The organism is Ferrovibrio sp. (assembly GCF_041906005.1).
In the GTDB taxonomy this organism is placed as follows: Bacteria; Pseudomonadota; Alphaproteobacteria; order Ferrovibrionales; family Ferrovibrionaceae; genus Ferrovibrio.
Genome location: NZ_JAYRJY010000001.1, coordinates 2,571,852 through 2,596,746, shown reverse-complemented (window position 1 = coordinate 2,596,746; position 24,895 = coordinate 2,571,852). Strand labels below are relative to the sequence as shown.

The 24,895-nt window shown below is 64.3% G+C and carries 28 protein-coding genes; 16 read left to right on the top strand and 12 right to left on the bottom strand.

The features are described from left to right. Positions 1 to 28: 28 nt before the first annotated feature. The 3 genes from ACE3OO_RS12735 to ACE3OO_RS12725 form a co-directional block, all read right to left on the bottom strand. Positions 29 to 946 (bottom strand): helix-turn-helix transcriptional regulator, encoded by a 918-nt coding sequence (locus tag ACE3OO_RS12735; protein ID WP_374303436.1) that lies wholly within the window; start codon positions 944 to 946, stop codon positions 29 to 31. Positions 947 to 1,010: 64 nt separating this feature from the next. Next, positions 1,011 to 1,667, bottom strand: a complete 657-nt coding sequence (locus ACE3OO_RS12730) for a glutathione S-transferase family protein (RefSeq protein WP_374303434.1) — start codon at positions 1,665 to 1,667, stop codon at positions 1,011 to 1,013. 141 nt (positions 1,668 to 1,808) lie between these two features. Beyond that, positions 1,809 to 2,756 (bottom strand): ABC transporter ATP-binding protein, encoded by a 948-nt coding sequence (locus tag ACE3OO_RS12725; RefSeq protein ID WP_374303432.1) that lies wholly within the window; start codon positions 2,754 to 2,756, stop codon positions 1,809 to 1,811. A 146-nt stretch (positions 2,757 to 2,902) separates the two neighbouring features. On the opposite strand from ACE3OO_RS12725, the gene ACE3OO_RS12720 reads away from it, so the two are divergent. Both ACE3OO_RS12720 and polA read left to right on the top strand, forming a co-directional pair. Further along, entirely contained in the window at positions 2,903 to 3,094 is a 192-nt protein-coding gene (locus ACE3OO_RS12720; protein ID WP_374303430.1) for a zinc-finger domain-containing protein, read from the top strand. 20 nt (positions 3,095 to 3,114) lie between these two features. Then, positions 3,115 to 5,970 (top strand): DNA polymerase I, encoded by a 2,856-nt coding sequence (polA, locus tag ACE3OO_RS12715; RefSeq protein ID WP_374303428.1) that lies wholly within the window; start codon positions 3,115 to 3,117, stop codon positions 5,968 to 5,970. Between the two features lie 154 nt (positions 5,971 to 6,124). Here the strand turns inward: polA and ACE3OO_RS12710 are convergent, their stop codons facing one another. Then, positions 6,125 to 6,526, bottom strand: a complete 402-nt coding sequence (locus ACE3OO_RS12710) for a hypothetical protein (protein WP_374303427.1) — start codon at positions 6,524 to 6,526, stop codon at positions 6,125 to 6,127. A gap of 84 nt (positions 6,527 to 6,610) precedes the next feature. Here ACE3OO_RS12710 and ACE3OO_RS12705 point away from each other — a divergent pair, with 84 nt between their 5' ends. After that, positions 6,611 to 7,699, top strand: coding sequence for a malate/lactate/ureidoglycolate dehydrogenase (locus ACE3OO_RS12705; protein WP_374303425.1), 1,089 nt, complete (start codon positions 6,611 to 6,613; stop codon positions 7,697 to 7,699). A 13-nt stretch (positions 7,700 to 7,712) separates the two neighbouring features. Continuing rightward, positions 7,713 to 8,492 carry a 2-keto-4-pentenoate hydratase gene (locus ACE3OO_RS12700; protein WP_374303423.1) on the top strand — a complete coding sequence of 260 codons (780 nt, stop codon included), beginning with the start codon at positions 7,713 to 7,715 and terminating at the stop codon, positions 8,490 to 8,492. A 125-nt stretch (positions 8,493 to 8,617) separates the two neighbouring features. Here the strand turns inward: ACE3OO_RS12700 and ACE3OO_RS12695 are convergent, their stop codons facing one another. Beyond that, complete coding sequence (locus ACE3OO_RS12695) at positions 8,618 to 9,073, bottom strand: (2Fe-2S)-binding protein (RefSeq protein WP_374303421.1); 456 nt, start codon at positions 9,071 to 9,073, stop codon at positions 8,618 to 8,620. Between the two features lie 115 nt (positions 9,074 to 9,188). On the opposite strand from ACE3OO_RS12695, the gene ACE3OO_RS12690 reads away from it, so the two are divergent. The 3 genes from ACE3OO_RS12690 (at position 9,189) to ACE3OO_RS12680 (ending at position 11,845) form a co-directional block, all read left to right on the top strand. Next, positions 9,189 to 10,217 (top strand): NAD(P)-dependent alcohol dehydrogenase, encoded by a 1,029-nt coding sequence (locus tag ACE3OO_RS12690; RefSeq protein ID WP_374303419.1) that lies wholly within the window; start codon positions 9,189 to 9,191, stop codon positions 10,215 to 10,217. Between the two features lie 126 nt (positions 10,218 to 10,343). Continuing rightward, complete coding sequence (locus ACE3OO_RS12685) at positions 10,344 to 10,817, top strand: hypothetical protein (RefSeq protein ID WP_374303417.1); 474 nt, start codon at positions 10,344 to 10,346, stop codon at positions 10,815 to 10,817. Then, positions 10,814 to 11,845, top strand: a complete 1,032-nt coding sequence (locus ACE3OO_RS12680; protein WP_374303415.1) for a serine/threonine-protein kinase — start codon at positions 10,814 to 10,816, stop codon at positions 11,843 to 11,845. Before ACE3OO_RS12685 ends, ACE3OO_RS12680 begins: the two co-directional genes overlap by 4 nt. A 346-nt stretch (positions 11,846 to 12,191) precedes the next feature. Here ACE3OO_RS12680 and ACE3OO_RS12675 read toward each other — a convergent pair whose 3' ends face one another. Continuing rightward, the gene (locus tag ACE3OO_RS12675; RefSeq protein WP_374303413.1) at positions 12,192 to 13,082 is read right to left on the bottom strand and encodes a LysR family transcriptional regulator; all 891 of its coding nucleotides are present in this window, start codon (positions 13,080 to 13,082) and stop codon (positions 12,192 to 12,194) included. 111 nt (positions 13,083 to 13,193) lie between these two features. Between ACE3OO_RS12675 and ACE3OO_RS12670 the strand changes: the two genes are divergently transcribed. Genes ACE3OO_RS12670 through ACE3OO_RS12660 form a run of 3 tightly spaced genes read left to right on the top strand, consistent with a single transcriptional unit; the run spans position 13,194 to position 14,531 of the window. Continuing rightward, a complete protein-coding gene (locus ACE3OO_RS12670; RefSeq protein WP_374303411.1) occupies positions 13,194 to 13,427 on the top strand; it encodes a hypothetical protein in 234 nt (77 codons plus the stop codon). Positions 13,428 to 13,475: 48 nt separating this feature from the next. Continuing rightward, positions 13,476 to 13,964 (top strand): hypothetical protein, encoded by a 489-nt coding sequence (locus ACE3OO_RS12665; RefSeq protein ID WP_374303409.1) that lies wholly within the window; start codon positions 13,476 to 13,478, stop codon positions 13,962 to 13,964. A gap of 3 nt (positions 13,965 to 13,967) precedes the next feature. Further along, a complete protein-coding gene (locus ACE3OO_RS12660) occupies positions 13,968 to 14,531 on the top strand; it encodes a DUF3291 domain-containing protein (RefSeq protein WP_374303407.1) in 564 nt (187 codons plus the stop codon). Between the two features lie 18 nt (positions 14,532 to 14,549). Here the strand turns inward: ACE3OO_RS12660 and ACE3OO_RS12655 are convergent, their stop codons facing one another. Beyond that, positions 14,550 to 14,972 (bottom strand): nuclear transport factor 2 family protein, encoded by a 423-nt coding sequence (locus ACE3OO_RS12655; RefSeq protein WP_374303405.1) that lies wholly within the window; start codon positions 14,970 to 14,972, stop codon positions 14,550 to 14,552. Next, positions 14,969 to 15,583: a carboxymuconolactone decarboxylase family protein gene (locus ACE3OO_RS12650; protein ID WP_374303403.1), complete on the bottom strand. Its 615-nt coding sequence runs from the start codon at positions 15,581 to 15,583 to the stop codon at positions 14,969 to 14,971. The genes ACE3OO_RS12655 and ACE3OO_RS12650 overlap by 4 nt, the downstream gene beginning before the upstream one ends. Positions 15,584 to 15,648: 65 nt before the next feature. Between ACE3OO_RS12650 and ACE3OO_RS12645 the strand changes: the two genes are divergently transcribed. Continuing rightward, positions 15,649 to 16,593, top strand: a complete 945-nt coding sequence (locus ACE3OO_RS12645; RefSeq protein ID WP_374303401.1) for a LysR family transcriptional regulator — start codon at positions 15,649 to 15,651, stop codon at positions 16,591 to 16,593. 19 nt (positions 16,594 to 16,612) lie between these two features. On the opposite strand, the gene amt is transcribed toward ACE3OO_RS12645, so the two are convergent. After that, positions 16,613 to 18,748 carry an ammonium transporter gene (gene amt / locus ACE3OO_RS12640; protein ID WP_374303399.1) on the bottom strand — a complete coding sequence of 712 codons (2,136 nt, stop codon included), beginning with the start codon at positions 18,746 to 18,748 and terminating at the stop codon, positions 16,613 to 16,615. Between the two features lie 177 nt (positions 18,749 to 18,925). Here amt and ACE3OO_RS12635 point away from each other — a divergent pair, with 177 nt between their 5' ends. Genes ACE3OO_RS12635 through ACE3OO_RS12620 form a run of 4 tightly spaced genes read left to right on the top strand, consistent with a single transcriptional unit; the run spans position 18,926 to position 21,210 of the window. Then, entirely contained in the window at positions 18,926 to 19,867 is a 942-nt protein-coding gene (locus tag ACE3OO_RS12635; protein WP_374303397.1) for a tetratricopeptide repeat protein, read from the top strand. Continuing rightward, the gene (locus ACE3OO_RS12630) at positions 19,864 to 20,541 is read left to right on the top strand and encodes an LON peptidase substrate-binding domain-containing protein (protein ID WP_374303395.1); all 678 of its coding nucleotides are present in this window, start codon (positions 19,864 to 19,866) and stop codon (positions 20,539 to 20,541) included. Before ACE3OO_RS12635 ends, ACE3OO_RS12630 begins: the two co-directional genes overlap by 4 nt. Before the next feature lie 44 nt (positions 20,542 to 20,585). After that, positions 20,586 to 20,798: a Trm112 family protein gene (locus ACE3OO_RS12625; protein ID WP_374303393.1), complete on the top strand. Its 213-nt coding sequence runs from the start codon at positions 20,586 to 20,588 to the stop codon at positions 20,796 to 20,798. A gap of 16 nt (positions 20,799 to 20,814) precedes the next feature. Beyond that, positions 20,815 to 21,210, top strand: a complete 396-nt coding sequence (locus tag ACE3OO_RS12620; protein ID WP_374303391.1) for a gamma-butyrobetaine hydroxylase-like domain-containing protein — start codon at positions 20,815 to 20,817, stop codon at positions 21,208 to 21,210. On the opposite strand, the gene ACE3OO_RS12615 is transcribed toward ACE3OO_RS12620, so the two are convergent. The 3 genes from ACE3OO_RS12615 to ACE3OO_RS12605 all read right to left on the bottom strand — a co-directional run bounded on the left by ACE3OO_RS12615 (position 21,207) and on the right by ACE3OO_RS12605 (position 23,886). Then, the gene (locus tag ACE3OO_RS12615) at positions 21,207 to 21,383 is read right to left on the bottom strand and encodes a hypothetical protein (protein ID WP_374303388.1); all 177 of its coding nucleotides are present in this window, start codon (positions 21,381 to 21,383) and stop codon (positions 21,207 to 21,209) included. The two genes, ACE3OO_RS12620 and ACE3OO_RS12615, sit on opposite strands and share 4 nt — an antisense overlap. Then, complete coding sequence (locus tag ACE3OO_RS12610; protein ID WP_374303386.1) at positions 21,380 to 22,546, bottom strand: PepSY-associated TM helix domain-containing protein; 1,167 nt, start codon at positions 22,544 to 22,546, stop codon at positions 21,380 to 21,382. The genes ACE3OO_RS12615 and ACE3OO_RS12610 overlap by 4 nt, the downstream gene beginning before the upstream one ends. 92 nt (positions 22,547 to 22,638) lie before the next feature. Next, positions 22,639 to 23,886 carry a UbiH/UbiF/VisC/COQ6 family ubiquinone biosynthesis hydroxylase gene (locus ACE3OO_RS12605; RefSeq protein ID WP_374303384.1) on the bottom strand — a complete coding sequence of 416 codons (1,248 nt, stop codon included), beginning with the start codon at positions 23,884 to 23,886 and terminating at the stop codon, positions 22,639 to 22,641. Positions 23,887 to 23,988: 102 nt separating this feature from the next. Here ACE3OO_RS12605 and ACE3OO_RS12600 point away from each other — a divergent pair, with 102 nt between their 5' ends. Next, positions 23,989 to 24,840, top strand: coding sequence for a DUF1194 domain-containing protein (locus tag ACE3OO_RS12600; RefSeq protein ID WP_374303382.1), 852 nt, complete (start codon positions 23,989 to 23,991; stop codon positions 24,838 to 24,840). Positions 24,841 to 24,895 lie beyond the last annotated feature (55 nt).

Below are 24,895 nucleotides of genomic sequence, written 5' to 3'. Positions count from 1 at the left end.
ATCAGAATCGGTTGGGGTTAAGAGGAGGTTAAGAGCGGGTGGTGGAATCCACCGGCAATCCGTGCTGGCCTTGCACCGGAGCAGCCTCATGCCGTGCATGCCCGCGGATTGCCGTGGGCGGAAAACCGAAGCGCTCGCGGAAGCGGATGGCGAAGCGCGAGGCCGATTCATAACCTACCTCAAGCGCGATGCGGTTGACGGCATAATCCGTCGATTGCAGCAGCACCATGGCCGATGACATGCGCGCATCGGTGAGCAGGTCGCCCAGCGTGGTGCCTTCGGCGGCCAGACGGCGGCGCAACGTCGCCTCGCTCATCGCCAGGCGTTTTGCCACGATGGCGGCCGTCCAGGACGCGGCAAGATCGGTTTCGAACAGCCGGCGCAGCTTCATCGCCAGGGTAAGATCCTCGCCGGCTGAAAAACGGATGCCGCGATGGGCGAGCCAGAGCAGCATCTCGGCCATCCGATGCGCGGCCACATCGGCGGGGATATGCCGTGCATCGGTTATGGCCGCGATGGCCCGGTCGAAGGCAGAGATGAAATCCGCATCGAGCCTGTCGAGGACGGCCGCGCCGGCCAGTGGCGGGGTCAACGCCGCTGCACCCCGTTCAAAACCTTCTATCACCGCCGGATCCCAGATCAGCCAGCGCGCCTCGTAAAGGCCGCGGTCGGACAGGCGGTTGGTGACATCAAAGGTCTGGCCGCCGGCAATGGCGATGGCCGCCCCGCCCCGGATCGACCATAACCCGCCGGCAGACTGCAGCATCTTGCTGCCGTGACGCAGCAGGATCAGCGCCGGACGGTCGTTGACGATGCGGCTGAAGCGCAGGTCGCTGCGCTGCACGACGCGCGCGGTAACGCCAACGCCGGGTCGGGCCAGAATGCCCTGCCCGTGTTGATCATGGTCATCCGGCCGTACGCTCGAGGTATCGCGTGTCTCCGTCATGCCACGAGCATACTCCAGACGCAGGCCCCGGGAAGTATTCATGCCCGGTAAGCGTTCAAGACCGTCAGGCCAGCACGCGCTGCAGATCCAGGCCCGGTTCGGCCTTCTGCATGGCGCGCTGCAAAGCGGGACGCGCCCCGATGCGCTGGAGATAGGCGCGGATATGGGGATAGGGGCCGATATCGCGGCGCGAGAACAATCGCATGGTGGTGAGCGGAAACAGGATCATGATGTCGGCGGCAGTGAAGTCATCGCCAGCCAGATAGGGCACGTGGCCGAGCCGGTCCTCGATCAGATCCCAGGCGCGATCAAAGCGCGCGCGCAGAGCTGTCGTCACGCCGTCTGCGCTGCCATTGTTGCTGGCATCCATGCGGCTGAGCATCGAGTCGATCAGCGCGGCCGGCATGAACGAGCCGTTGGCGAAGTGGAACCAGAACAGGAAATCGGCATAGCCGGGTGCGCCATGCCGCAGGATGAGGCGGCCGTTGCCGTAGGTCTGCGCGATGTATTCGACAATGGCGCCGGATTCGCCCAGCACGAGATCGCCATCGTCGATCACCGGCGCGGTGCCGAACGGTGTCAGCGCGCGGTAGTCCGCTGGCGCCAGCCGGGTCTGCGGGTCGCGGTCGTAGCGTTTGAGCTGATAGGGAATGCCCAGTTCCTCGCAGAGCCAGACAATGCGGTCGGATTGCGAGATGCCGAGGTGATGGACGGTGAGCATGGGGCGGGCCTTTCCATTGAAGAAGCCCGTCCACAGATAGACACTTCCGGCCAGGCCGTTGTGCCGCGCCGCTCGATTATTGTGCCGATCCGCTCAAGACACAGGAAAATGGACGCCGGATGGCGGCCGGGATGGCGCGCTTTACGCGGCCCGGCTGCGCGTCAGCTCCAGGAACAGGTCTTCCAGGTCGGCTTCCTGGGTGGAGAGGTCGTGGATGGCAAGGCCGGCCTGCTGGATGCGGGCCAGCACCGTGGAAAACGGCTGCTGGCTGGGACGGTAATGCAGGCGCAGGCGGCGCGGGCCGAGCAGTTCGGCGTTCAGCTCCGCGAGTGAAGGCGGCACGGCGGCCAGATCGGCATCCAGCGTGACGATCACATCCTTGCGGTCGAGCCGCGCGAGCAGCTTCGGCGTCGCGTCATGGGCCACCACGCTGCCGTGGTTGATGATGGCGATATGGTCGCACAGCGCCTCGGCCTCTTCCAGGTAATGGGTGGTGAGCACCACCGTGGTGCCGGCGCGGTTGAGTTCGCGCACATAGGCCCAGAGCTGCTGGCGCAGTTCGATATCCACGCCGGCGGTGGGTTCATCCAGCACCAGCACGGGCGGATTATGCACCAGCGCCTTGGCCACCAGCAGGCGGCGGCGCATGCCGCCCGACAGCGTGCGGGCATAGGCATTGGCCTTGTCGGAGAGGCCCACGGCGGCGAGGATCTCGTCGGTGCGGCGTTCGGATTTCGGCACGCCATAGAGGCCGGCCTGGAATTCCATCGCCTCGCGCGGCGTGAAGAAGGGATCGAGGTTGAGTTCCTGCGGCACCACGCCGATGGCGGCGCGGGCCCGGCGCGGATCGCTGTCGATATCACAGCCCCAGATCGCGGCGGACCCTGAGGTCTTGCGCACCAGGCCGGCCAGGATGTTGATCAGCGTGGACTTGCCGGCGCCGTTCGGCCCGAGCAGGCCGAAGAAGCTGCCGCGCGGGATATCCAGCGCGATGCCGTTCAGTGCGCGCTTGGCGCGCGGACCTTCCCCGTAAACCTTCACCAGGTCGCGGACGGAAATGGCCGGGGTTGTGGCGGCGGATTCGGACATGGTCGGGAGCCTTATGGGTCCTGAAAGACTGGCGGAACGGGGCCTGCTGCGGTAGGTATCGCGGTAGGTATCATCGGGCAAGGAGCGGGTCAAACCGCCCCCTGCCCTGCAGACCGGATTTCACCCCTTTTCTGCGGAGTGTAACGATGCAATCCCCGGCACGTGCCCCTGTTGAAACCATCGAAGTGGATAGCCCCGTGGTGGCCTGCGACGGCGGTGGTGGTGCGCTCGGCCATCCGCGCGTCTACCTGAACATGGGCGAGAAGCACGAGATCGACTGCCCCTATTGCGGCCGGCTCTATCTGCTGAAAGAGGGCGCGCACGCCCACGGCCACTGACCGGGCCCGCGTTTCAGGGCATGGCCGGCAAACACCGCCTCTATCTGGTCGACGGTTCGGGCTACATCTTCCGGGCCTATCACGCGTTGCCGCCGCTGACGCGCAAGTCCGACGGCATGCCGGTGGGCGCCGTGTCGGGTTTCTGCAACATGCTCTCAAGCCTGCGCGACAAGGCCGAGCATGACGAGGCCGTCAGCCACATGGCGGTGATCTTTGATGCAGCGCGGGCCAATTTCCGCAACGAGATCTATCCCGAGTACAAGGCCAACCGCGCCGAGACGCCGGAAGACCTGATTCCGCAATTCGAGCCGATCCGCCGCGCCACCCGCGCCTTTGGCCTGGCCGCCATCGAGAAGGACGGCTTCGAGGCCGACGACCTGATCGCCACCTATGCCAAACTGGCGCGCGAGGCCGGCATGGAGGTCTGCGTGGTTTCCTCCGACAAGGACCTGATGCAGCTGGTGCGCGACGGCGTCGGCATGCTCGATCCGATGAAGGACCGCAGCATCGGCCCCAACGAGGTGATGGAGAAATTCGGCGTCACGCCCGACAAGGTGGTGGACGTGCAGTCTTTGGCCGGCGACAGCACCGACAACGTGCCCGGCGTGCCCGGTATCGGCATCAAGACGGCGGCCGAGCTGATCAACACCTTCGGCGACCTCGACACGCTGCTGGCGCGCGCCGCCGAGATCAAGCAGCCCAAGCGGCGCGAAACCCTGCTGACCAATGCCGACAAGGCGCGCATCTCGCGCGAGCTGGTGCGGCTGAAAGACGACGTGCCGCTGGATCTGGGTCTCGATGCCCTCACGCTCGGCCCCGTGGAATGGCCGAAGCTGAAAGCCTTCCTAGACGAGATGGAATTCCGCAGCCTGACCAGCCGCATCGAAAGCCGGCTGAAACTGCGCGGCACGGCAGACATGGACGGCAATGGCGCGCGCAAGGCGCCCGCGCCAGCCGCGCCGGATATCGCTTTCGAAGGCGAAGGCGGGCCGGAAACGCCACCGGAAACATCCTCTGGGACGGACAAGCCGGCGACCTATACGCTGGTGCAGGATATCGCCACGCTGCGGCAATGGATCGACCGCGCCACTGATGCCGGCATCGTCGCGTTTGATACCGAAACCACCAATCTCTCGCCCACCCATGCCGAACTGGTGGGCTTCAGCCTCAGCATCGAGCCGTTCGAGGCCTGCTATGTGCCGGTGGGACATGTACGGGCGGGCACGCTGTCCGGCGGCGGCGGGCTGGACCTGAGCGGCGAAGGCGCGCCGAAGCAGATAGCGCTGGATGAGGCGCTGGCCGCGCTGAAACCCCTGCTGGCCGATCCTGCCGTGCTGAAAGTCGGCCAGAACATCAAATACGACATGGCGGTGCTGCATCGCTACGGCCTGGAGATCGTGTCCTACGACGACACGATGCTGATCTCCTATGTGCTGGATGCCGGCAGGCACGGCCATGGCATGGACGAGCTTTCCGAGCGGCATCTGGGCCACAAGCCGATCTCCTACGACGAGGTGACCGGCACCGGGCGCAGCCGCATATCCTTCGCCGAAGTGGCGCTCGACAAGGCGCGCGACTATGCCGCCGAGGATGCCGACATCACCCTGCGGCTGTACAACCTGCTCAAGCCGCGCCTGCTGGCCGAGAAACAGGTGACGCTGTACGAAACCGTGGAGCGCGGCCTGCCCGCCGTGGTGGCGGCGATGGAATGCGCCGGCATCAGGGTCGATCCCGCCGAACTCAATCGCCTGTCGGCCGATTTCGCCCAGCGCATGGATGCCTTCGAGAAAAAGGCGCATGAGCTGGCCGAGGAAAGCTTCAATATCGGCTCGCCCAAGCAGCTGGGCGAAATCCTGTTCGACAAGATGGCGCTGCCCGGCGGCAAGAAGGGCAAGACCGGGGCCTACTCGACCGGCGCCGACGTGCTGGAGGATCTGGCCGCGCAGGGCCACGAGCTGCCACGCGTGGTGCTGGACTGGCGACAGTTGCAGAAGCTGAAGAGCACCTATACCGACGCGCTGGTGGCCTCGATCAATCCGCGCACCGGGCGGGTGCATACCTCCTACTCGATCTCGTCCACCAATACCGGGCGCTTCGCCTCCAACGATCCAAATTTGCAGAACATCCCGATCCGCAGCGAGGAAGGCCGCAAGATCCGCCGCGCCTTCGTGGCCGAAGCCGGCCATGTGCTGATCTCGGCCGACTATTCGCAGATTGAGCTGCGCATCCTGGCCCATATCGCCGATATCGGCGCGCTGAAGCAGGCCTTCCGCGATGGCGTCGACATCCACGCGCTGACCGCCAGCCAGGTGTTCAACACGCCGGTGGAAGGCATGGACCCGATGGTGCGCCGCGCCGCCAAGGCGATCAATTTCGGCATCATCTACGGCATGAGCGCCTTTGGCCTGGCCGCCCAGCTCGGCATCCCGCAGCGCGAGGCGCAGAGCTACATCGAGGCCTATTTCAAGCGCTATCCCGGCATCCGCGACTACATGGACCGCACCCGGAAGCAGGTGAAGGAACAGGGTTACGTTTCAACCCTGTTTGGCCGGCGCGTGCATTTCCCCAATATCAACACCAAGAACCCGGCCGAACGCGCCTTCCTGGAACGCGCCTCGATCAATGCGCCGATCCAGGGCTCGGCCGCCGACATCATCAAGCATGCCATGGTGAAGCTGCCGGCGACGCTGGCGCGCGCCGGACTGCAGACCCGCATGCTGCTGCAGGTGCATGACGAACTGGTGTTCGAGGCGCCCGAGAAGGAAGTCGACGACGCGATCCGCGTGGCCAAGGACGTGATGCAGGCAGCCGCCAGCCTGGATGTGCCGCTGGTGGTGGAAGCCGGCCGCGGCGCCAACTGGGACGCGGCGCACTAGGCGCACGGCCATCGCCACCCCGTAAACCGTCATCCTCGGGCCGCCGGGCCTGACCGAAGGTCAGCCCGGCGACGTACTTCACGCCCCGAGGATCCACGTCTTATTTTTCGTGCAAATAACGCGTGGATGCCCGGACCAAATCCGGGCATGACATTCAGGGTTTCATGCAGCGTTCGACCAGCGCGCCGCAGGGTTCCAGCGTCTGGCGGCCGGTCGAGGTGCGGCCGGTGAAATCCACCGCGCGCACCCGGCCGCCCTGCAGGGTGAAGGCGGCTTCGCAATAGCGGTAGTAGTCATAGGTGCTGCTGCCGCGATTGGTGGGCGTATAGCCGGTATCGGAGATCGCCGTGGCCGAGCGGCTGGTCTCGCGGAAATAAAGCCACAGATCGTTGCCGCCTTCCCTGTGCATCGCCACCGGCTCGCCCAGGCAGCGTTTCAGCCCGGCCTCGTCGAGCCCGACCAGGGCGGTGCGGGCACGCTCGGCGGTGTCTTCCAGTGGCGAGGCACAAGCCGCCAGCAGCATGAGGGGCATCAGGAAAAGGGTGCGGTGCATCATGGGTCGCAGTTTGCCCGCCCCGTTGTTCGCCCGCAAGCTTTCCGATAAACCGGAAGCCTCCCGAGACCACATCCGAGGACCATCATGGCCGCCACCGTCACCATTGCCGCCGACAAGCTGCGCGCCGCCGTGCGCCATATCTGCCTGGCCGGCGGCAGCAACGAGCGCGAGGCGAGCCTGGTGGCCGAGAATCTGGTGCTGGCCAATCTGAGCGGCCATGACAGCCACGGCGTCGGGATGCTGCCGCAATACATCCTCGCCGTGGTGGAGAAGCGGCTGAAGGTGAATGCATCCGTGCGCATCCTCGCCGATGCCGGCGCCATCCTCAATCTCGACGGCAACATGGGCTACGGCCAGGTGATCGGGCACGAGGCGATGGAGCTGGGCATCCGCCGCGCGAAAGACCTCGGCGCCTGCATCGTGAGCTTGCGCAACAGCCACCATATCGGCCGCATCGGCCATTGGGGCGAACAATGCGCCGCCGCCGGCCTGGTCTCGACGCATTACGTGAATGTGGTCGGCCGGCCGCCGCTGGTGGCGCCCTATGGCGGCGCCGATGCGCGCTTTGCCACCAATCCCTATTGCTGTGCCATTCCGGCCACCGAGCCGGGCGGCGAGCCCATCGTGCTGGACATGGCGACCAGCAAAATCGCCATGGGCAAGGTGCGCGTGGCGATGAACAAGGGCGAGCAGGTGGCGCCCGGCACGCTGATCGACGCGAAAGGCGCGCCGACCAACGATCCGCGCACCATGTTCGATCCGCCGATCGGCGCCATCCTCGCCTTCGGCGAGCACAAGGGCTATGGCCTGGCGGTGATCGCCGAATTGCTGGCCGGCGCGATGACCGGCGGCGTGACCATGCATGAGGGCAGCTGGGCCAGCGGCACCATCACCAACAACATGTTCTCGGTGATCATCGACCCGGCGAAACTCGGCGGCGCGGAAAGCTGGCGCCGCGAGGTGGCGGCCTTCGTCGATTTCGTCAAGGCTTCGCCGAAAGCCCCGAACTCTGACGGTGTGCTGGTGGCCGGCGAGCCGGAGCGCCGCGCCCGCGCCAAGCGCCTGGCCGAGGGCATTCCGGTGGATGCCACCACCTGGGGCGAGATCGTGGCGGCCGGCGAATCCGTCGGTGTCAGCGCCGCGGAAACCAGCAGCGTTGCCGGAGCCGCCTGAAATGAGCAGCAGCATGCCTGAGATCGAAGCCGCCGCCATCCGCCTGCGCGTGGCCGAGGAAACTTCCAAGCCCTGCGCCCCCGTGCGCGAGCTGTTTGCCAATCCTGATCTCGCCACCGCCTATGCCATCCAGGCCTGCAACCGCGACTTCTGGGTAAAGGCCGGCCGCCGCATCGTCGGCCGCAAGGTGGCGCTGAGCGCGCGCGCCGCCCAGAAGGCCATGGGCCTGACCGAACCCGCCTGGGGCACGCTCTATGCCGACATGCTGCTGGGCGACGGCGACGAGATCGCCGCTGGCAAAATCATGCAGCCGCGGCTGGAAGGCGAAGTGGCGATCGTGCTGGAGCATGACCTGACCATGGAAAAGCCGACGCTGGTGGATGTGCTGCGCGCCGTGGGTTATGCCGTGCCGGCCATCGAGGTGGTGGGCTGCCGGATCAGCAACCTGGATACCAAACCCTTCGACCTGCTGGCCGACAATGCCGGCGGCGGCGCCTTCGTGCTGGGCAGCCCGGCGCGCAGACTCGACGGCCTCGACCTGCGGCGCTTAAACATGAGCATGAGCGTGAACGGCGCGCCGGTGACGCAGGGCAAGGGCGACATGGTCTATGGCAACCCGCTGCATGCCCTGGCCTGGCTGGCGGGCAGGCTGGCAGCCGAGGAAATGCCGCTGGAAGCCGGCGACGTGATCATGACCGGCACCTTCTTCGCCATGCTGCCGGCCAAACCCGGCGACCATGTGGAGATCGTGGCCGAGGGGCTCGGCCGCTGCGAGGTGAGCTTCGGGGTTTAAGGCAGCCTACACCCGCCCGCTTTATCGCCATCAGACCACAAAGACGTGGATGCCCGGGTCGAGCCCGGGCATGACGGATGTTTTTTGGAACCGTCATGCGCGGACGTGATCCGCGCATCCCGTTTTCAGCCCTTCGCCAGTTCAGCGGCGCGATGGATGGCGGCGCGGATGGCCGGGTATGTGCCGCAGCGGCAGATATTGGTCATCGCCGCATCGATATCGGCATCCGTCGGCTCGGGCGTCTCGGCCAGCAGGGCCACGGCCGCCAGGATCTGCCCCGACTGGCAATAGCCGCATTGCGGCACATCGAGTTCGGCCCAGGCGCGCTGCACGACATGTGTGGTGTCGGGCGACAGGCCCTCGATGGTGACGATCTTCCCTTCGCCCACCGCCGAGAGCGGATGGGAACACGAGCGCACCGGCTGGCCGTCGATCAGCACAGTGCAGGCGCCGCAGGCGGCAATGCCGCAGCCGTATTTGGTGCCGGTGAGGTTCAGCACGTCACGCAGAACCCAGAGCAGCGGCATGTCGTCTTCCGCCTGCACGTCCAGACTAAGACCATTGACCGAAAGCGTCGGCATGGGGCGTGGCCTCCCTGTAGCGGCCAGAGTATCGATCCGGGGCCGATCCTAACACGGACTGGACGGAGCGGAATGCCTGCCGCACAATCATCTCAACAGACAGCGGGAGGATTGCATGCGCGTCATCGAACTGCGCGGGTTCAGCGTCGACCAGCTTGCCCTGACGGAACGCCCCTGGCCGGAGCCGGGCACGGATCTGAATCCGGGCGACGTGCTGGTGGCGGTGAAAGCCTGTTCGCTGAATTTCCGCGACTGGCTGATGGCGCAGGGCACCTATAATCCGCGCCAGAAGCTGCCGCTGATCCCGGTGTCCGACGGCGCCGGCGAGGTGGTGGCGGTCGGCCCCGGCGTCACACAATTCAAACCCGGCGACCGCGTGCTGGGGCATTTCTTCCCCGCCTGGCTGGCGGGTGAACCCAGCGTGGAGAAATTCGGCATCTCGATGGGCGGGCCGCTGGATGGCTGGCTGTGCGAGCAGCGCATCTTCCCCGCCAGCGCGCTGGCGAAAATCCCCGATCATCTGAGCTATGCCGAGGCGGCCGCGCTGCCCTGCGCCGCGCTCACGGCCTGGAGCGCCATCGTCACTTTGGGCCGCGTGCAGCCGGGCGAACGCGTGCTGATCCAGGGCACCGGCGGCGTGGCTTTGTTCGCGCTGCAATTCGCCAAACTCTGTGGCGCGGAAGTGATCGTCACGTCGTCCAGCGACGCCAAGCTGGCGCGGGCGAAGACGCTCGGCGCCGATCACGGCATTAACTACAAGGCCAATCCGGACTGGGGCAAGGCGGCGCGCGCCATGACCGGTGGCGCCGGCCTGGACCATATCGTGGAACTGGGCGGCGCCGGCACGCTGATGCAATCGATCCGCGCCATCCGGCCGGGCGGCGTGATCAGCATGATCGGGGTGCTGTCGGGCCCCAGCAACGACCTGCATATCCCGCTGGTGGTGATGCAGCAGATCAGATTGCAGGGCGTGACCGTGGGCAGCAAGGAGGGGCTGGACGCCATGCTGCGCGCCATGGCCGTGGCGAAAACCAAACCGGTGATCGACAGCCATTTCGAGTTTTCGGAAACCGGCGTGCGCGACGCCTATCGCCATATGGGCAAGGGCGCGGCGTTCGGGAAGATTGCGATCATTGTTAACTGACCAGCTGTGAAGCAATCGATTTACTAAGCATCACTGCTGCGATTGACCTTAATTGACAATATGAATTAGCAATGAATACTTTTTACCAAAGCCATTAAACATAGCTATTGCATAGGGGGAAGCAAAATGAGCACGAAACGCTGGCTAGGCATTTCTGTGTCTGGAGACAAAGTTATCGCAGTAGATGCCAAAATTAATTCTTCTGGCTCAGTTATTATTCAATCTGATCAATCTTGGAAACTACAGAGCGGCGACCGCAATGCGGCATACGCAGTTATGCATCAGCAAGTTATGGACTATGTGCAAAACAACGGAATTAAAAAAGTCATTGTCAAAGCGAGCGCACTGGTAACTGGAGGCTCAACAAAATTAGCCCATTTACATGCAGCGGAATTGCGAGGAGTGGTTATTGCTGCAGCCGCCTCCCATTGTACGGTGATTACGTTAGCTAAGGCCCTCATTAGCCGTACGTTTGGGAATCGCAAAGTTGATGAGTATTTAAAAGACGATTCATTCTGGAGCTCAAAAATCAACGGTGCGCTACGAAACGGCAGCCGTGAAGCTGCAATGCTTTTGCTCGCAGCAAAGGATGAGTCATGAAAAACCTTGTCTCGAATATAAAAAAAGGTAGGCGAATTGGTAGAGGTTATTTTGGTGAAGTTTTTTTGGGGACAGATGATGTTCATGGAAAAGTCGCAATTAAGGTGTTGCGACGCAAGGGTAACGAACTCCAGACAGAATGGGATGCTCGTAAAGCAGCCCTTTTAAAAGAAGCGCAAAATCTAAAGCGCGCGCGGCATGTTAATGTTGTTGAGGTTTACCATCTTGTTCGCGCGGAAACTGACGATGCCGTTCTTTATGTGATGCAGTATTGCGAAAAAGGCTGCTTACTCAAGAGTTATAAAAATGGTCCGTTGACGCTAGAAAATACACGGAAGATCGCTACTGGCGTAACAATGGGGTTAACCTCCCTGCACGCAAAAAAGATGATTCATAGGGATATTAAACCGAGCAATATTTTAGTTACCGGCAACGGCACTATAAAATTAGGAGACTTCGGCCTAGTTACTGACAATCTTATTATGGGATATGCTTCAGCACAGGGATATGTCGATCATCTCGCGCCTGAAATCTGGGCTGGCAAAGGCACCAGCGTTAAGACTGACATATGGGCGTTAGGAATAACACTTTATCGGCTGCTTCATGGAGAAGCTTGGTATTCCTCACAAACCCGGCCCAGAAATATAGTTGCCAACGGGGGCTATGCCGACACATTGGATTGGCTACCCCACATTCCGAAGAAGTGGCGCACCACTATTCGGAAAATGCTCAAAGATAATCCCACCGAACGTTACCAGACAGGCCAACAAGTGCTAAAGGCTATCGCCTCTCTGCCAACAGAGAAGAATTGGACCTGCACTGTAAAGTCTTCAGAAATAACATGGACACGAAAGACTCCGAATCGGAGCATTAATGTTATTTGGAAAATCCACAGTGCGCGAAAGCATGAGTGGAAGGCATGGAGCCAGCCCCTCGGAGCCGGCAAGAAGCACACCCTTGGAGAATCGAAGGGTATCATTGGCCGCAATGAAGCGATGAAGCAGTTGGAAGCGTTCTTTAAAAAATGAACACTTCTTCAGCTCCAATACCGACGCAGATATTTTCCATCCAGGTCATGCGGCGTTAGCTGTCTTAAGCCCAACCGCTTTTGAGCAATTTCCAAACGCTCTTTAGTGCACTTTGAACAATACCCATGGGAAGCGCTGACGTTTTCCATTGGCCTCCATCGTCTTCCGCAATGGCGACATCTCGGAAGCGCAAATGCGCTATTTGGTTTTCTGTGAGCCATGCATCCATCCTTGATACATATGTAGAACATAATTGATCAAGAATCAATATTTAGCAGCTTAGCTAGCGCTCTCTACTAGTTGTTGTACCCTTATTGGTTTGTAACTGCTTCATGTTGTTATCATTTCACACCCCCGCCAGCGACAGGCGCGTCGCGATGAAGTCGATCAGGCGGCGCAGGCGCAAAGGCATCGTGCCGGGCAGCCAGACCAGATGCACGGGCGTCAATGTCGGCTCAAAGCCCGGCAGCAGTAGTTCCACCTGGCCGGCATCGAGCAAAGGGCGGATCTGGTAGAGCGGCGCGAGGCCGATGCCGAGCCCTTCCACCACGGCGGCGATGCGCGCCGGCGCGGAATCCGAGCGGAAGCGGCCCTTCACCGGAATCTCGACCTCGGCCGCGCCCTCGCCAAACCGCCAGGTATCGGTGCTGTGATGCGTCAGCCGCGCCACGCAGTCGTGCGATTTAAGATCGGCCGGCGTGGAAGGACGGCCATGGGCGGCGAGATAGCGCGGCGATGCGAATACCACGCGGCGGATCAGGCCCAGCCGTTTCGCCTTCAGCGATGAATCGCTGAGCTGCCCGAACTGCACCGAGAGATCGAAATTCTCGGCCAGCAGGTCGACGTAGCGATCGTCAAGCGAGAGATCGATCTCGACGCCCGGATGGCGCTCCATGAAGGCGGCCATGATGGGCAGCACATAGGCCACGCCGAAACGCGAGGAGGCCGCCACGCGGATGCGGCCCGAGATCAACGCGCCTTCCTCGGCTACGGCTGCGCGGGCGGAATCGAGATCGGCGAGGATGCCTTTCAGGCGGCGATGGAAATCCTCGCCCGCCTGGGTGGGGCGGCAGCGCCGCGTGGTGCGCGCCACCAGTTCCACGCCGAGCTGTTCCTCCAGCATCTGCAGCGAACGGCTGACCGCCTGCAGCGAGCGGCCAAGCTGGGCGGCGGCGGCGGTGAGGCTGCCACGCTCGACGATGGCCACAAAGGCCCGGTAATCCTCGATCTCAGACATGGTCCTCTGGCATATATTCTCCCGATATATGGGATAATATATCAAATCAGTGGCATATTTTCACGTAAATCGACGAGGTGCAGTCTGCGGGCAGCTTTTCCGGATCATTCCATGGACCTGACACGCCCCTTCTCTTTTCTGGCTTTCTCTTTTCCGGCCTTCGCCTTTCTGGCCCGCCTGTTCGTACCGACCGTCCCGCCCCGGCCGGAGTGCGAGCCGGGTGCCGATGCCGGCGACACGGCCGCGCCGGCCAGCCTGCATGCCGATCTTGGCCTGCCGCCGGTCGAGGATGTGCCGCCCGATGCGCAGGCCCTGCGGCACGCCATGACCATGTGGATCGGTTAGGCGTCGGAAGTTGATGACGATTCCACTGCGCCGGGCTACACAGGGCGCATGATCCTTGACCTGCCCGCCTACACCGCCTTCCACACCGCCCTGAGCCTGATCGCCATTGTGGCCGGCATCGTGGTGGTGGCGGGCCTGTTCGGGCGCGAGCGGCAGCCGGTGTGGACCGCGCTGTTCCTCGCCAGCGCGCTGGTGACCAGCGCCACCGGTTTCGGCTTCCCCGCAGCCCAGATCACGCCCGCGCATGTGGTGGGCGTGCTGTCGCTGATCGCCGTGGCGGCGGCGGGCGCGGCGCGCTATCGCTTCCGCCTGGCCGGCATCTGGCGCCGCGTCTATGCGATCAACGCCGTGGCGGTTTTGTATTTTCTGGTCTTCGTGCTGATCGCGCAGGCCTTCCTGAAGGTGGGCCTGCTGAACGAACTGGCGCCCAGCCTGTCCGAGCCGCCCTTCGCCATCGCGCAGGGCATCGCGCTGGCTTTCTTCCTGCTGGTGGGGATCGCGGCGGTGCTGCGCCGGCCGCTGCCGCACAGCGCCTGACGCTTGCGCGTTGCCCTGTATACCTTCGGCGTTTTCCGGCGGCCCTCGGCCGATCCGGTGAATGACGCTTTCCATGCCCGCAACGCCATCAACCTCGCCGCCGTGGAGATCAGCGCCGGGTTCATCGCGCGCTCAGGCTATGATGGCGATCCGGGCCCGGCGAGCTGGGGCGAGGCCGTTTATCCGCGCTTTTATACCGGCACGGATGCGCATTCGCCCTCGACGCTGTCGCTCTGGGCCGATCTGGAATCGCCGCTGGCCTTCACGTATGCGGGCATCCACGCCGAGGCGCTGTCGCATGGCCGCGACTGGTTTCTGAAGCCCAAACTGCCGCCCGAGAAGCCGGCCTGGCCGCCCTATGTGCTGTGGTGGGTGGCCGGCGATCATGTGCCCGACTGGCGCGAGGCCGTTACGCGCCATGAACACCTGCATGACCACGGCGCCTCCGCGTGGGCCTTCGACTGGAAGACGCCCTTCGATGCACAGGGCCATGCCACGCAGATCGACCGCGAGGCCGTGCGGCGCCTGACGGCCAGCAATCTGGAACGGCAGAAAGCGCTGGCCTGACCGGACCAAGCCTGGTCGCTATGCCTTTACGGCCGGCACGGGCGGGCCCAGCACGCGGTCGATCAGCGCCGTATCGGCATATTCGGTGAGTTCGACGATCAGGCCGTCGCGCAGGCGGCAGATCAGGCAATAGCGGTTGCGATAGGGTCGGCCGTCCCTGGTGACGGCATCGCCCTGTGCTTCCACCGCCACCATGTCGCCCTCGGCGATGAAGCGTTCGGCGCGCACGTGGTTGGGCTGGCTGAACTGCGCGCGCAGTGGCCCGAGCAGGTCGCGCAGGATCGCCGCCTTGCCCTCGAAGCGTTTCGACCAGGCCGTGCTGCCCAGCGTGATCCAGACGGCATCCTCGGCCAGGATATCGACGAAGGCACGCCCCTCGCCGGCGGCCGTGCGGGCAAAGGCGTCGCGCAGGATGCGGGTATTGTCGGATGCGGCGCTCATGCTGCGGCTCCCGTGTCGTTTTTGGTCATGGGAAAAGGACGGCAGATATCGGGCTCGAGCGGCAGGCGCAGGCCGTTGGCCAGATAGGCCACCGTGCGGTAATAGCCGGCCAGCATCAGGGCCTCGAGGATGGCCTCTTCGGCGAAGGTCGTCTGCAGCGCGCGCCACAATCCGTCGGCGATGTCGCAGCGCGCATGCAGTTCGTCGGCCAGGCGGATCAGCAATCGCTCATCCTCGGCCTGCCAGCAGGAATCCTCGGCATTGCCATAGACGGTGGAAAAGAGCTGATCGTCGCTCAGGCCGGCCTGGCGGCTGAAGAAATGCGCCCGCATGCCCCATTCATAGCGGCAGCGGCAGTTGGCGGTGACGCGATGCAGCAGCACCTCGCGCTGGCGCAGGCTGAGCTTCGCCTGCGGCCGATAGGCCGGCGCGCCGCGCAGGAACCGCAGCAGCAGATCGGGATCGCGCGCCAGCACCGTGAAGAGGCGGAATGGCGGCGTCCAGTCCGCCGGCAGCCGCGCCAGCGCCGCCTGCGCCTCGGCCGCATAGGGTGGCTGCACCGGCGGGATGCGCGACGGATCAGGTGTGGATTCATTGGCTGATATGGTCATGGAAAGCGTCCTCCTTGCACCGCATCGTGGCGCCGGCGGGATCATTCTTCCAATCGATGCTTTGTATGATGTATATTCATGCCATGAATTTGGCCGCGCTCGACCTCAACCTGCTGGTGGCGCTGGACGCCCTGCTGAACGATGCCAGCGTCAGCCGCGCCGCCGGCCGCGTGGGCCTGTCGCAGCCGGCGATGAGCCATGCCCTGCGCCGCCTGCGCGAGATCCTGGACGATCCGCTGCTGGTGCGGGTGGGTCCGCGCATGGAGCTGACGCCGCGCGCCCAGGCCCTGCGCGCGCCGCTCAAGGACACGCTGGAACAGGTGCGCGGCCTGTTTGTGGCCGATGGCTTCGATCCCGCCACCAGCCAGCGCCGGTTCGCGCTGATGATCCCCGACCATGTGGTGAACCTGGTGCTGGCGCCCCTGCTGGCGCGGATCGCGGCCGAAGCGCCGGGCGTGCGGCTGGACGTCACGCCCTGGCGCGGGCTGCCGGTGATCACGCCCGAGTTTGCCCGCCATGTCGACCTGGTGATCAACTGCCATCCGGATGCCTTTCCCGGCTTTCATCGCCAGCGCCTGTTCGGCGACAGCGATGGCCTGGCGGTGCGGCGCGGCCATCCGCAGGCGGCGCGGCTGAAACGCATGGACGTGTTCCTCAAGGCGCGGCATGTGGCGGTGATCGGCCGGGGCCTGACTGAAGACCCGATCGACACCTGGCTGCTGGCGCGCGGCATACACCGTGCCATTGCCCTGAGTGTACCCAGCTATCTGCAGGCCCTGCATGCGGTGGCGCGCAGCGATCTGGTGGCCTTCGTGCCCGGCCGGCTGATCGGCAGCCTCAGCGCGCAACTGGGGCTGGCTGCCGTAAGTCCGCCGATCCAGCCCGACGGCGACGAAGAATACCTGTTCTGGCCGACGCGGAACCAGAATGATCCGGGCTCGGCCTGGCTGCGTCGTCACATGCTGGCCGTGGGCCGCGGCCTGGACCGGCCGAAAAAGCGCGCCGCCTGAACGCCGTCAGTCGGCTTCTCTAGTCGGCGGCGGCGCCGATCCTGACCACGCGACGGCGCGGGAAACGCACCGTGACAATCGTGCCATCGCCCTCGCGGCTGTCGATGGTGATGGTGCCGCCATGCAGACGGATCAGCGCCTGCACCATCGGCAGGCCCAGCCCGGTGCCGCCATAGGATTTGTTCAGGTGATCGTGCAGTTGCACGAAGGGCTCGAGCGCGCGCGGCACGTCCTCGCGTTTCATGCCGATGCCGGTATCGGAAACCGCCAGCGCCAGCCGGCCATCCTCCTCCAGCCGCACGCTGAGCGTGACAATGCCACCCGGCGGCGTGAACTTCACGGCATTGCCCAGCAGGTTGAGCAGAATCTGGCGCAGGGCGCGCTCGTCGGCCAGCAGATCGGGCAGATCGTCGGCATAATCGGAGAACAGGCGGATATCGCCAGCTGCGGCGCGTTCGCGCATCATGCGCAGGGCCGCCTCGCATTGCGCCGTCACATCCACCTCGGCCTCGTTGAGGATCACCTGGCCGGCCTCGATGCGGGTGTGGTCGAGCAGGTCGTTGACCAGACTGAGCAGGTGGCGGCCGCTGGCCAGGATGTCGTTGGCATAATCGCGATAACGCTGGTCGCCCAGCGGGCCAAACAATTCGCCGGTGAGGATTTCGGAAAAACCGATCACGGCATTCAGCGGCGTGCGCAGCTCGTGACTCATGTTGCCGAGGAAGGCGGTCTTGGCGTTGCTGGCGGCCTCGGCCGCCGCCTTGGCGCGCTTGAGGTCTTCCACCGCGCGACGCAAAGCTTCGGCGTCGCGGGTGACGCGGGCGATCACGCGGTTGTATTGCAGCGCGATGGGTTCGACCTCGGATCCGATGGCGACCCGCACCGGCTGATCGAAACGGCCTTCGCCGCGATGGCGTTCCATGTCGTTGACCAGATCGAGCATGGCCGAGCCGGCGCCGTGTTCGGCCTGGTTGAGGCCGACCATTTCCGCTTCGGCTGAAACGCGCAGCGGGAAGACGCGGTTGATGGCGCGCAGCAGGATGAAGGTGACGCCGAAGCCGTAGACACCGGCGGCCAGGCAGCCCAGCGCCTGGATACCGAGCTGGGTCATGCGGTCGTGCTGGAGAGGCCAGCCGGTCGGGTCGCCGAACAGGGCGACGGCCAGCGTGCCCCAGATGCCGGCGGCCAGATGCACCGGCACGGCGCCGACGGCATCGTCGAGCTTCAGCCGCTCCATGACTTCAGCCGCCGCCATCGCCACCAGGCCGCCGATGGCGCCGATCAGCACCGCACTCAGGCCCGAGACGTTGTGGCAATTGGCGGTGATGGCGACCAGACCGGCCAATGTGCCGTTGAGAAAATCCTCCACGCGGATGCGGTTGTAGACCACCTGCGAGGCCAGCAGGCCGGCCACGCCGCCGGCGCAGCCGCCCAATGTGGTGTTGATCAGGATGCCGGGTACGCTGCCGTTCAGGGCCAGCGTGCTGCCGCCATTGAAGCCGAACCAGCCGAACCACAGCAGCATGGTGCCGAGCGTGGACATCACCAGGTCGTGGCCGCGGATGCTGGGCAAACCGGGGATGAAGCGGCCGGCGCGCGGCCCGACGATCAGCACGGCGGCCAGCGAGACCCAGCCGCCGATGGAATGCACCACGCTGGAGCCGGCGAAATCGATGAAGCCGAGCGCCGCCAGCCAGCCCGGCGCGCCGCCATACTGGCCGGTATTCCAGGCCCAGTGGGCATAGACGGGATAGATCAGGCCGGAGATAACGATGGTGATGCCGATATAGCTGCCGAAACCAACGCGCTCGGCAATGGCGCCCGAGACGATGGTGGCGGCCGTGCCGCAGAACATGAGCTGGAAAAGGAAGAAGCTGCCCGAGAACAGGTCCGCGGGATTTTCGCCGCGGCCATCGAAGAACCAGTGCGTCAGGCCGAGCAGTCCGGACTCGCCATTGCCGAAGGCGAGCGCAAAGCCGAAAGCCCAGAACAGCAAGGCAGCGATGCAGAAATCCGCCAGGTTCTTCAACGCTACGTTGATACTGTTTTTAGCCCTGACATAGCCGCTTTCGAGGCAGCAAAAGCCGGCCTGCATGACGAAAATCATACAAGTCGCGACCAGCATCCAGGCGATGTCGATCCGGTCCGGGGTCATGCGCGGTAAAATCAAAGCAAGAGCCATACCATGGCGAATCGCCGATTCCCGCGCTTGAAGCCCCAGCATCCCTGCCTATATTTTCGGCATGCCTGTCGGCATTTGCGGCGGCCGGGCTGTTGGCTTTTGACCGCCGCGCCATTATCTCTGAGCCATCTAGCCCTTTTTTAGACTGCGATGACCGCCGCCATGGACCTCTCGCCCAACCCCGCCCCCGGTTCCGCCGCTTCTGCCGCCGCCGACGTGATCAAGGATGCCGATATCACCACCTTCATGCAGGATGTGGTGCAGGCCTCGATGAGCGTGCCCGTGCTGGTGGATTTCTGGGCGCCCTGGTGCGGCCCCTGCAAGACGCTGGGGCCGATGCTGGAAAAGATCGTCAAGGCCGCGAATGGCAAGCTGCGCCTGGTGAAGGTGAATGTCGACGATCCGAAGAACCAGCCGCTGGCCCAGCAGCTGCGCATCCAGTCGATCCCGGCCGTCTATGCCTTCTCGAAAGGCCAGCCGGTGGACGGCTTCGTCGGCGCGCTGCCGGAAAGCCAGCTGAAGAAATTCGTCGAGGGCCTGGCCGGCGGCGCCCTGGAAGACGACACCGCGACCCAGGCGATCGAGGCCGGCAAGGCCGCACTGGCGGCGCAGGATTACCCTGAGGCCGCACAGGCCTTCTCGACGGCTCTGGGCGTGGAGCCCGAGAACCCGGCTGCCTTCGGCGGCCTGGCCCGCGCCCTGATCGGCATGGGCGAGATCGAGGAAGCCAAGGAAGTTCTGGCCCAGGTGCCCGAGGCGCAGCAGCAGCATGCCGAGGTGCAGGCCGCGCGTTCAGCCCTGCAACTGCATGAGGAAGGCTCGCATGCCGCGCACCAGCTCAAGCCGCTGGAAGCCGCCGTCGCCGCCAATCCGAACGACCACCAGGCGCGCTTCGACTACGCGCTGGCACTGCATGGCGCCAACCGCGCGCAGGAAGCCGTCGACCAGTTGCTCGACATCGTCAAGCGCGACCGCAAATGGAACGACGAGGCAGCGCGCAAGCAATTGGTGAAAGTGTTCGAGGCGCTGGGGCCGATGGACCCGATCACCGTGGATGCGCGCCGGCGGCTGTCTTCCATCCTGTTCGCATGAGCGACGGCGGCGAATCCGCACCTGGCTCCGTCGCGGAGCTGAGCGGCGTCATTCCGATCTTTCCGCTGACCGGCGTGCTGTTGCTGCCGCGCGGCCTGCTGCCGCTCAACATCTTCGAGCCGCGCTATCTGGCGATGACGCGCGATGCGATCAAGGGCGCGAAACTGATCGGCATGATCCAGCCGACCGAGCCCGAGGCGTGCCACAAACGCCAGGATGTCTATCGCATCGGCTGCGTCGGGCAGATCGTCTCGGCGGCAGAGACCGACGACGGCCGCATTCTGATCACCCTGCGCGGCCTGTGTCGTTTCGGCATCGCGCGCGAACTGGAGGATGCCGGCACGCTGTATCGCCAGGTGCAGGCCGATTACGATGCTTTCGCCGCCGATCTGGCCGCCGTGACGCCCGGACAATATGATCGCGTGCGGCTGCTGAACGCACTGCGCGGTTATTGCGAACGCCATAACCTGCCGGCCGACTGGGATTCAATCGACGCCGCGCCCGATGATCTGCTGGTACATTCGCTGGCCATGGTCTGCCCGTTCACGCCGGGCGAGAAACAGGCCCTGCTGGAGGCCCCCGACTTCCCCGCCCGCGCCACCATGCTGACCACCCTGCTGGAAATGGCCCTGCTCGACCCCGTCGGGCCACGCCGCGGCCCAGTCCTGAATTGAGCCAGTCCTGAATTGAGCCCGGTCCTGAACTGAAGGAGATGACGATGAGCGACGCCCAGTCTGCCGCGCCGGTCGATCCCAAGCTGCTCGAACTGCTGGTCTGCCCCGTCACCAAGGGGCCACTGACCTATGATCGCGCCCGCAACGAACTGGTGAGCGAAAAGGCCGGGCTCGCCTTCCCGATCCGCGACGGCATCCCGATCATGCTGGTGGACGAGGCACGCCAGATCGACGACCGCCCCAGCCACGCCCAATAACGGCGCACGTCCGGTAATGAACCCCACCTCGCTTTACCAGCAGGCAGGCAGACCGGCCTGCACCGACCTGCGCTACATCTCGGCAGAGAAGCGGCTGGAGGTGGCTTTTGCCGACGGCAAGACATTCTCCTTCACGGCGGAATTCCTGCGCATTGAAAGCCCCTCGGCCGAAGTGCAGGGCCATGGCGCCGGCCAGAAAACCCTGGTGCCTGGGCGCCGCCACGTTGGAATCATCGGCATCGAGCCGGTGGGCACCTATGCCGTGCGTCTGAAATTCGACGACCTGCACGATACCGGTCTGTACAGCTGGGAATGGTTCTACGACCGCGGCCATGACCAGGACGCGCTGTGGGCCGATTATTTGAAACGGCTGGAAGACCGGGGCCTGAGCCGCGAACCACGGCGTTCTTAACGCCGCACCGGCCTGATCCAGTACCAGGCCATCAGCACCACCAGCAGCCCCAGGATCAGCCACGACAGCACGTCGCCAACGCCATCGGCGACCAGCGCCGATATCAGGCCAATGCCACTGAGGATGCCGAGCAGTATCGGCATGCCCCACAGACGCAGAAAAGCGCTTTTCATTCCGCGCTCCCCAGCACCGGCACACCTGCCGCCTCGCGCTCCAGCTCGGCAATGCGCCGCTCGACCGGATTGCTGCGCCGGCGCGCCAGCCACAGATACAGCCCGCTGCCCAGCACGATAATGGTGACGACATCAAGCAAGGCCCAGATTACCTGCAGCGGGAAACCGCCGTAATCGCCGAAATGCAACGGCTGCGACACCAGCAGCGTGGTGGCATACCAGGGCAGCTTGCGCGTGTCGGTGAGTTCAGCGGTGACAGCATCGACCAGCACAGGCTGCAAAAGCCGGCTGGTCAGCGGCGTATCGCCACGCATGAACACCGCATAATGATGCGGACTGGAGAAATTTGTGCCGGGGAAAGCGACGAAACGGGGCGTGGAGCCCGGCACGGCGCGATGCGCGGTCTCGACCGCGGCCTGCAGCGACCCCAGGCTTTGCGGCACCGGCTGGCCGGCATAGGGCGCCACCATGATGGCGAGCTGGTCATGCTGCCAGTATTTGAAGATCAGGTCGGCCCAGGTGTTGATCACGCCGGTACCGCCCACCACGAGGGCCCAGACCAGCGTGACAATGCCCAGCATGTTGTGCAGGTCGAGCCATTTGATGCGGGTGGAGCGCTGCTTGCGTACGGTGCCGAAATCCAGTTTGCGCATCAGCGGGCCGTAGACGGCAACGCCGGTGACGATGGCGACCACGAACAGCAGCCCCATGAAGCCGAGAAACAGCATGCCCGGCAGGCCGGCGAACAGGTCGACATGCAGGCGGAACATCACCCGCATGAAATCGAGCTGATCGGAGGAATTGGCCTTCAGGATCTGGGCGGTGCGCGCATCCAGGGCGAGGAAATGAAGATCCGAGGTTTCGGTCGGCGTCTTGGCGGTAGTGACGAAAACCAGCTCCGCTTCATCCGGATCCCACGAAATGAAGAGCGGCTTCTCGTCGGGTTGGGTCTGCTGCGCCGTCGCGATGACGGCATCCAGTGACGCAAACGGCGTACCGGCCGGCAGGACGGGTGCCTCGATGGCATCGCCCAGCAGATGCTCGATCTCGTGATGGAAGATCAGCGGCAGGCCGGTGATGCAGAGCAGCAGCATGAAAGCCGTGCAGATCAGGCTGGTCCATTTATGGGTCAGATACCAGATCTTGAAGGTTTTCACGCTCATGGGCGGCTCCGAATGGCAACAGACATGACTTCCCCCCTTTAAGGACGTTTCAGGGGCCGGAAACCATACTGGAATTTGCGCTTTTTTTGCCTTCAGCCGAGTTTTTCGCCGCGCAGCAGGCGCGGTAGCTGCCCCACATCGCCCATCGCGTGGCGCATGAACAGTTTTTTCAGGGGCGGGATGCGTTCCACCACCCCCAGACCCAGGTCACGGGCGATGCGGATCGGCGCGATATCGTTGGAAAACAGCCGGGTCAGACCATCGGTCACGGCGGAAAGCGCCACATTGTCGAACCGGCGCCAGCGCTCGTAGCGCTCCAGAACATCGACACGGCCGATATCGAGGCCGAGCCGTTTCGCATCGACCAGGGCTTCGGTCAGGGCGGCGATATCGCGCAGACCGAGATTGAGGCCCTGACCGGCAATGGGGTGAATGCCATGGGCGGCGTCGCCGATCAGCGCCAGCCGGTGATCGGTATACCGCTGGGCCAGCAGGAAGGTGAGCGGATAGGACCAGCGCGGGCCGAGGATGCGCGTTTCGCCATAACCATCGCCGAAACGCTGACGCATCTCGGCGGCAAAATCGGCGTCGTTCAGCGCCATGATGGCGGCGGCGCGCTGCGTCGGCTCGGTCCAGACCAGCGAGGACCGATGCGTGCCATCTACGGCGTCGGTCATCGGCAAGATGGCAAACGGCCCGGCCGGCAGGAAACGCTCCTGCGCCACGCCGTCATGCGGCAGTTCGTGCCCCACAGTGCAGACGATGCCGGTCTGGTTGTAGGACCAGTTCAGCGTGCGGATCCCGGCCTGCTGCCGGATCGCGGATTGCCGGCCATCGGCGCCGATCACCAGCCTTGCCTCGATCTGCCGGCCATCGGCCAGAACAAGCCGCGCCGGCGCGCCGGAGCCGGCCGCACCATAATCAATTCGCGCCGCCGTCATCGGCGCCATCAGGTCGAGGCCGGGTAGCTCCGCGATGGCACCCTGCTGGGCCTGCCGCATCACCCGGTTCTCGACCATGTAGCCGAATGGCTGATCGCCCAGATCGCGATGATCGTAATGCACGAACAGCAGCGTGTCGCCGTCCGAGACGCGGATGTCCCACATCGGCTGGGCTTCGGAAACATGCGCCCAGAGGCCAATGCCGGCCAGCATGCGCTGGGACGCCAGCGCAATGGCGGAAACCCGGCCGTCAAAACCGGCGGCAAGCGCCCGGGCCGGATCTTCCCGGTCGATCACGGCCACCGAAAGACCATGCCGGGCCAAGGCGATAGCCTGGGTCAGGCCCGCCAGGCCACCACCGATCACGGCCACATCGTAAAGACGGGATGCGCTGCTCATGGCTGTAACATCGGCAGGCCGGGCCGGCTTGTCCAGTGCCGGCCGGCGGCCGGATTCAAGTCTGCGATGGACGCAATGTCGCAGCCGTACTAGCCTCAAGCCATGCAGCTCAGGCTACCGGTCCTTCTGGTGCTGGCGTGGCTTGCGGGTTTGGGTCCGGTCCTTCCGGCAGGGGATGCGCGGGCGGCGGACAAAATCCCGGTCGATCTGGAATTGCTGCTGGCCGTCGACATTTCCGGCAGCATTGACCCTGACGAAGCCCGGCTGCAACGCGACGGTTATGCCAAGGCGCTCATGCATCCCGCCGTGGTGAAGGCGATCCGCGGCGGCATCCACGGCAAGATCGCGCTGGCCTATTTCGAATGGGCCGACAGCTACACCCAGGGCGACGTGCTGGACTGGACCCTGATTTCCGATCAGGCCGGCGCCGAGGCCGTGGCGCGGCGGCTGATGGACCATCCGATCCGCACTGCCCGACGCACCAGCATTGCCGGCGCCATTCTTTATGCCATTCCCCGCTTTGGCAGCGGGCCCTACAAGGGTGTGCGCCAGGTGCTGGATATCTCGGGCGACGGGCCGAACAACGATGGCGGCCCGGTCGACCTGGCCCGCGACAAGGCACTGGCCGCCGGCATCGTGATCAACGGCCTGCCGATCATGAACGGCAAACAGAATACCTGGGGCTTCCCCATGCTGGAGGACCTGGACCGGTATTACGAAGGCTGCGTGATCGGCGGCCCGGGCGCCTTCGTGGTGGTGGCGGAAGGATTCGATACCTTCGGCGAAGCCGTGCGGCGCAAACTGATCCTGGAAATCGCCCAGCGTCCCAGCCCGAAAGCCAAAACGCCCCCGGTTCTGCTGCAAAAGGCACAGTCGGGATACCGCTATCCCAAGGGCTGCGATGTCGGCGAACGGCAGAGCCAGGATTTCTGGCGCCGGCGGTTTGACCAATAGCTGGCCGAACAATAGCGCGAAAAAGCCCGGCTCCGCCTTGGCCTCGCCCGGTTTT

Excerpts from the sequence above, each read along its gene's own strand:
- ACE3OO_RS12735 (WP_374303436.1), bottom strand. The coding sequence starts at position 946 with ATGACGGAGACACGCGATACCTCGAGCGTACGGCCGGATGACCATGAT.
- ACE3OO_RS12730 (WP_374303434.1), bottom strand. The coding sequence starts at position 1,667 with ATGCTCACCGTCCATCACCTCGGCATCTCGCAATCCGACCGCATTGTC.
- ACE3OO_RS12725 (WP_374303432.1), bottom strand. The coding sequence starts at position 2,756 with ATGTCCGAATCCGCCGCCACAACCCCGGCCATTTCCGTCCGCGACCTG.
- ACE3OO_RS12720 (WP_374303430.1), top strand. The coding sequence starts at position 2,903 with ATGCAATCCCCGGCACGTGCCCCTGTTGAAACCATCGAAGTGGATAGC.
- polA (WP_374303428.1), top strand. The coding sequence starts at position 3,115 with ATGGCCGGCAAACACCGCCTCTATCTGGTCGACGGTTCGGGCTACATC.
- ACE3OO_RS12710 (WP_374303427.1), bottom strand. The coding sequence starts at position 6,526 with ATGATGCACCGCACCCTTTTCCTGATGCCCCTCATGCTGCTGGCGGCT.
- ACE3OO_RS12705 (WP_374303425.1), top strand. The coding sequence starts at position 6,611 with ATGGCCGCCACCGTCACCATTGCCGCCGACAAGCTGCGCGCCGCCGTG.
- ACE3OO_RS12700 (WP_374303423.1), top strand. The coding sequence starts at position 7,713 with ATGCCTGAGATCGAAGCCGCCGCCATCCGCCTGCGCGTGGCCGAGGAA.
- ACE3OO_RS12695 (WP_374303421.1), bottom strand. The coding sequence starts at position 9,073 with ATGCCGACGCTTTCGGTCAATGGTCTTAGTCTGGACGTGCAGGCGGAA.
- ACE3OO_RS12690 (WP_374303419.1), top strand. The coding sequence starts at position 9,189 with ATGCGCGTCATCGAACTGCGCGGGTTCAGCGTCGACCAGCTTGCCCTG.
- ACE3OO_RS12685 (WP_374303417.1), top strand. The coding sequence starts at position 10,344 with ATGAGCACGAAACGCTGGCTAGGCATTTCTGTGTCTGGAGACAAAGTT.
- ACE3OO_RS12680 (WP_374303415.1), top strand. The coding sequence starts at position 10,814 with ATGAAAAACCTTGTCTCGAATATAAAAAAAGGTAGGCGAATTGGTAGA.
- ACE3OO_RS12675 (WP_374303413.1), bottom strand. The coding sequence starts at position 13,082 with ATGTCTGAGATCGAGGATTACCGGGCCTTTGTGGCCATCGTCGAGCGT.
- ACE3OO_RS12670 (WP_374303411.1), top strand. The coding sequence starts at position 13,194 with ATGGACCTGACACGCCCCTTCTCTTTTCTGGCTTTCTCTTTTCCGGCC.
- ACE3OO_RS12665 (WP_374303409.1), top strand. The coding sequence starts at position 13,476 with ATGATCCTTGACCTGCCCGCCTACACCGCCTTCCACACCGCCCTGAGC.
- ACE3OO_RS12655 (WP_374303405.1), bottom strand. The coding sequence starts at position 14,972 with ATGAGCGCCGCATCCGACAATACCCGCATCCTGCGCGACGCCTTTGCC.
- ACE3OO_RS12650 (WP_374303403.1), bottom strand. The coding sequence starts at position 15,583 with ATGACCATATCAGCCAATGAATCCACACCTGATCCGTCGCGCATCCCG.
- ACE3OO_RS12645 (WP_374303401.1), top strand. The coding sequence starts at position 15,649 with ATGATGTATATTCATGCCATGAATTTGGCCGCGCTCGACCTCAACCTG.
- amt (WP_374303399.1), bottom strand. The coding sequence starts at position 18,748 with ATGACCCCGGACCGGATCGACATCGCCTGGATGCTGGTCGCGACTTGT.
- ACE3OO_RS12635 (WP_374303397.1), top strand. The coding sequence starts at position 18,926 with ATGACCGCCGCCATGGACCTCTCGCCCAACCCCGCCCCCGGTTCCGCC.
- ACE3OO_RS12630 (WP_374303395.1), top strand. The coding sequence starts at position 19,864 with ATGAGCGACGGCGGCGAATCCGCACCTGGCTCCGTCGCGGAGCTGAGC.
- ACE3OO_RS12625 (WP_374303393.1), top strand. The coding sequence starts at position 20,586 with ATGAGCGACGCCCAGTCTGCCGCGCCGGTCGATCCCAAGCTGCTCGAA.
- ACE3OO_RS12620 (WP_374303391.1), top strand. The coding sequence starts at position 20,815 with ATGAACCCCACCTCGCTTTACCAGCAGGCAGGCAGACCGGCCTGCACC.
- ACE3OO_RS12615 (WP_374303388.1), bottom strand. The coding sequence starts at position 21,383 with ATGAAAAGCGCTTTTCTGCGTCTGTGGGGCATGCCGATACTGCTCGGC.
- ACE3OO_RS12610 (WP_374303386.1), bottom strand. The coding sequence starts at position 22,546 with ATGAGCGTGAAAACCTTCAAGATCTGGTATCTGACCCATAAATGGACC.
- ACE3OO_RS12605 (WP_374303384.1), bottom strand. The coding sequence starts at position 23,886 with ATGAGCAGCGCATCCCGTCTTTACGATGTGGCCGTGATCGGTGGTGGC.
- ACE3OO_RS12600 (WP_374303382.1), top strand. The coding sequence starts at position 23,989 with ATGCAGCTCAGGCTACCGGTCCTTCTGGTGCTGGCGTGGCTTGCGGGT.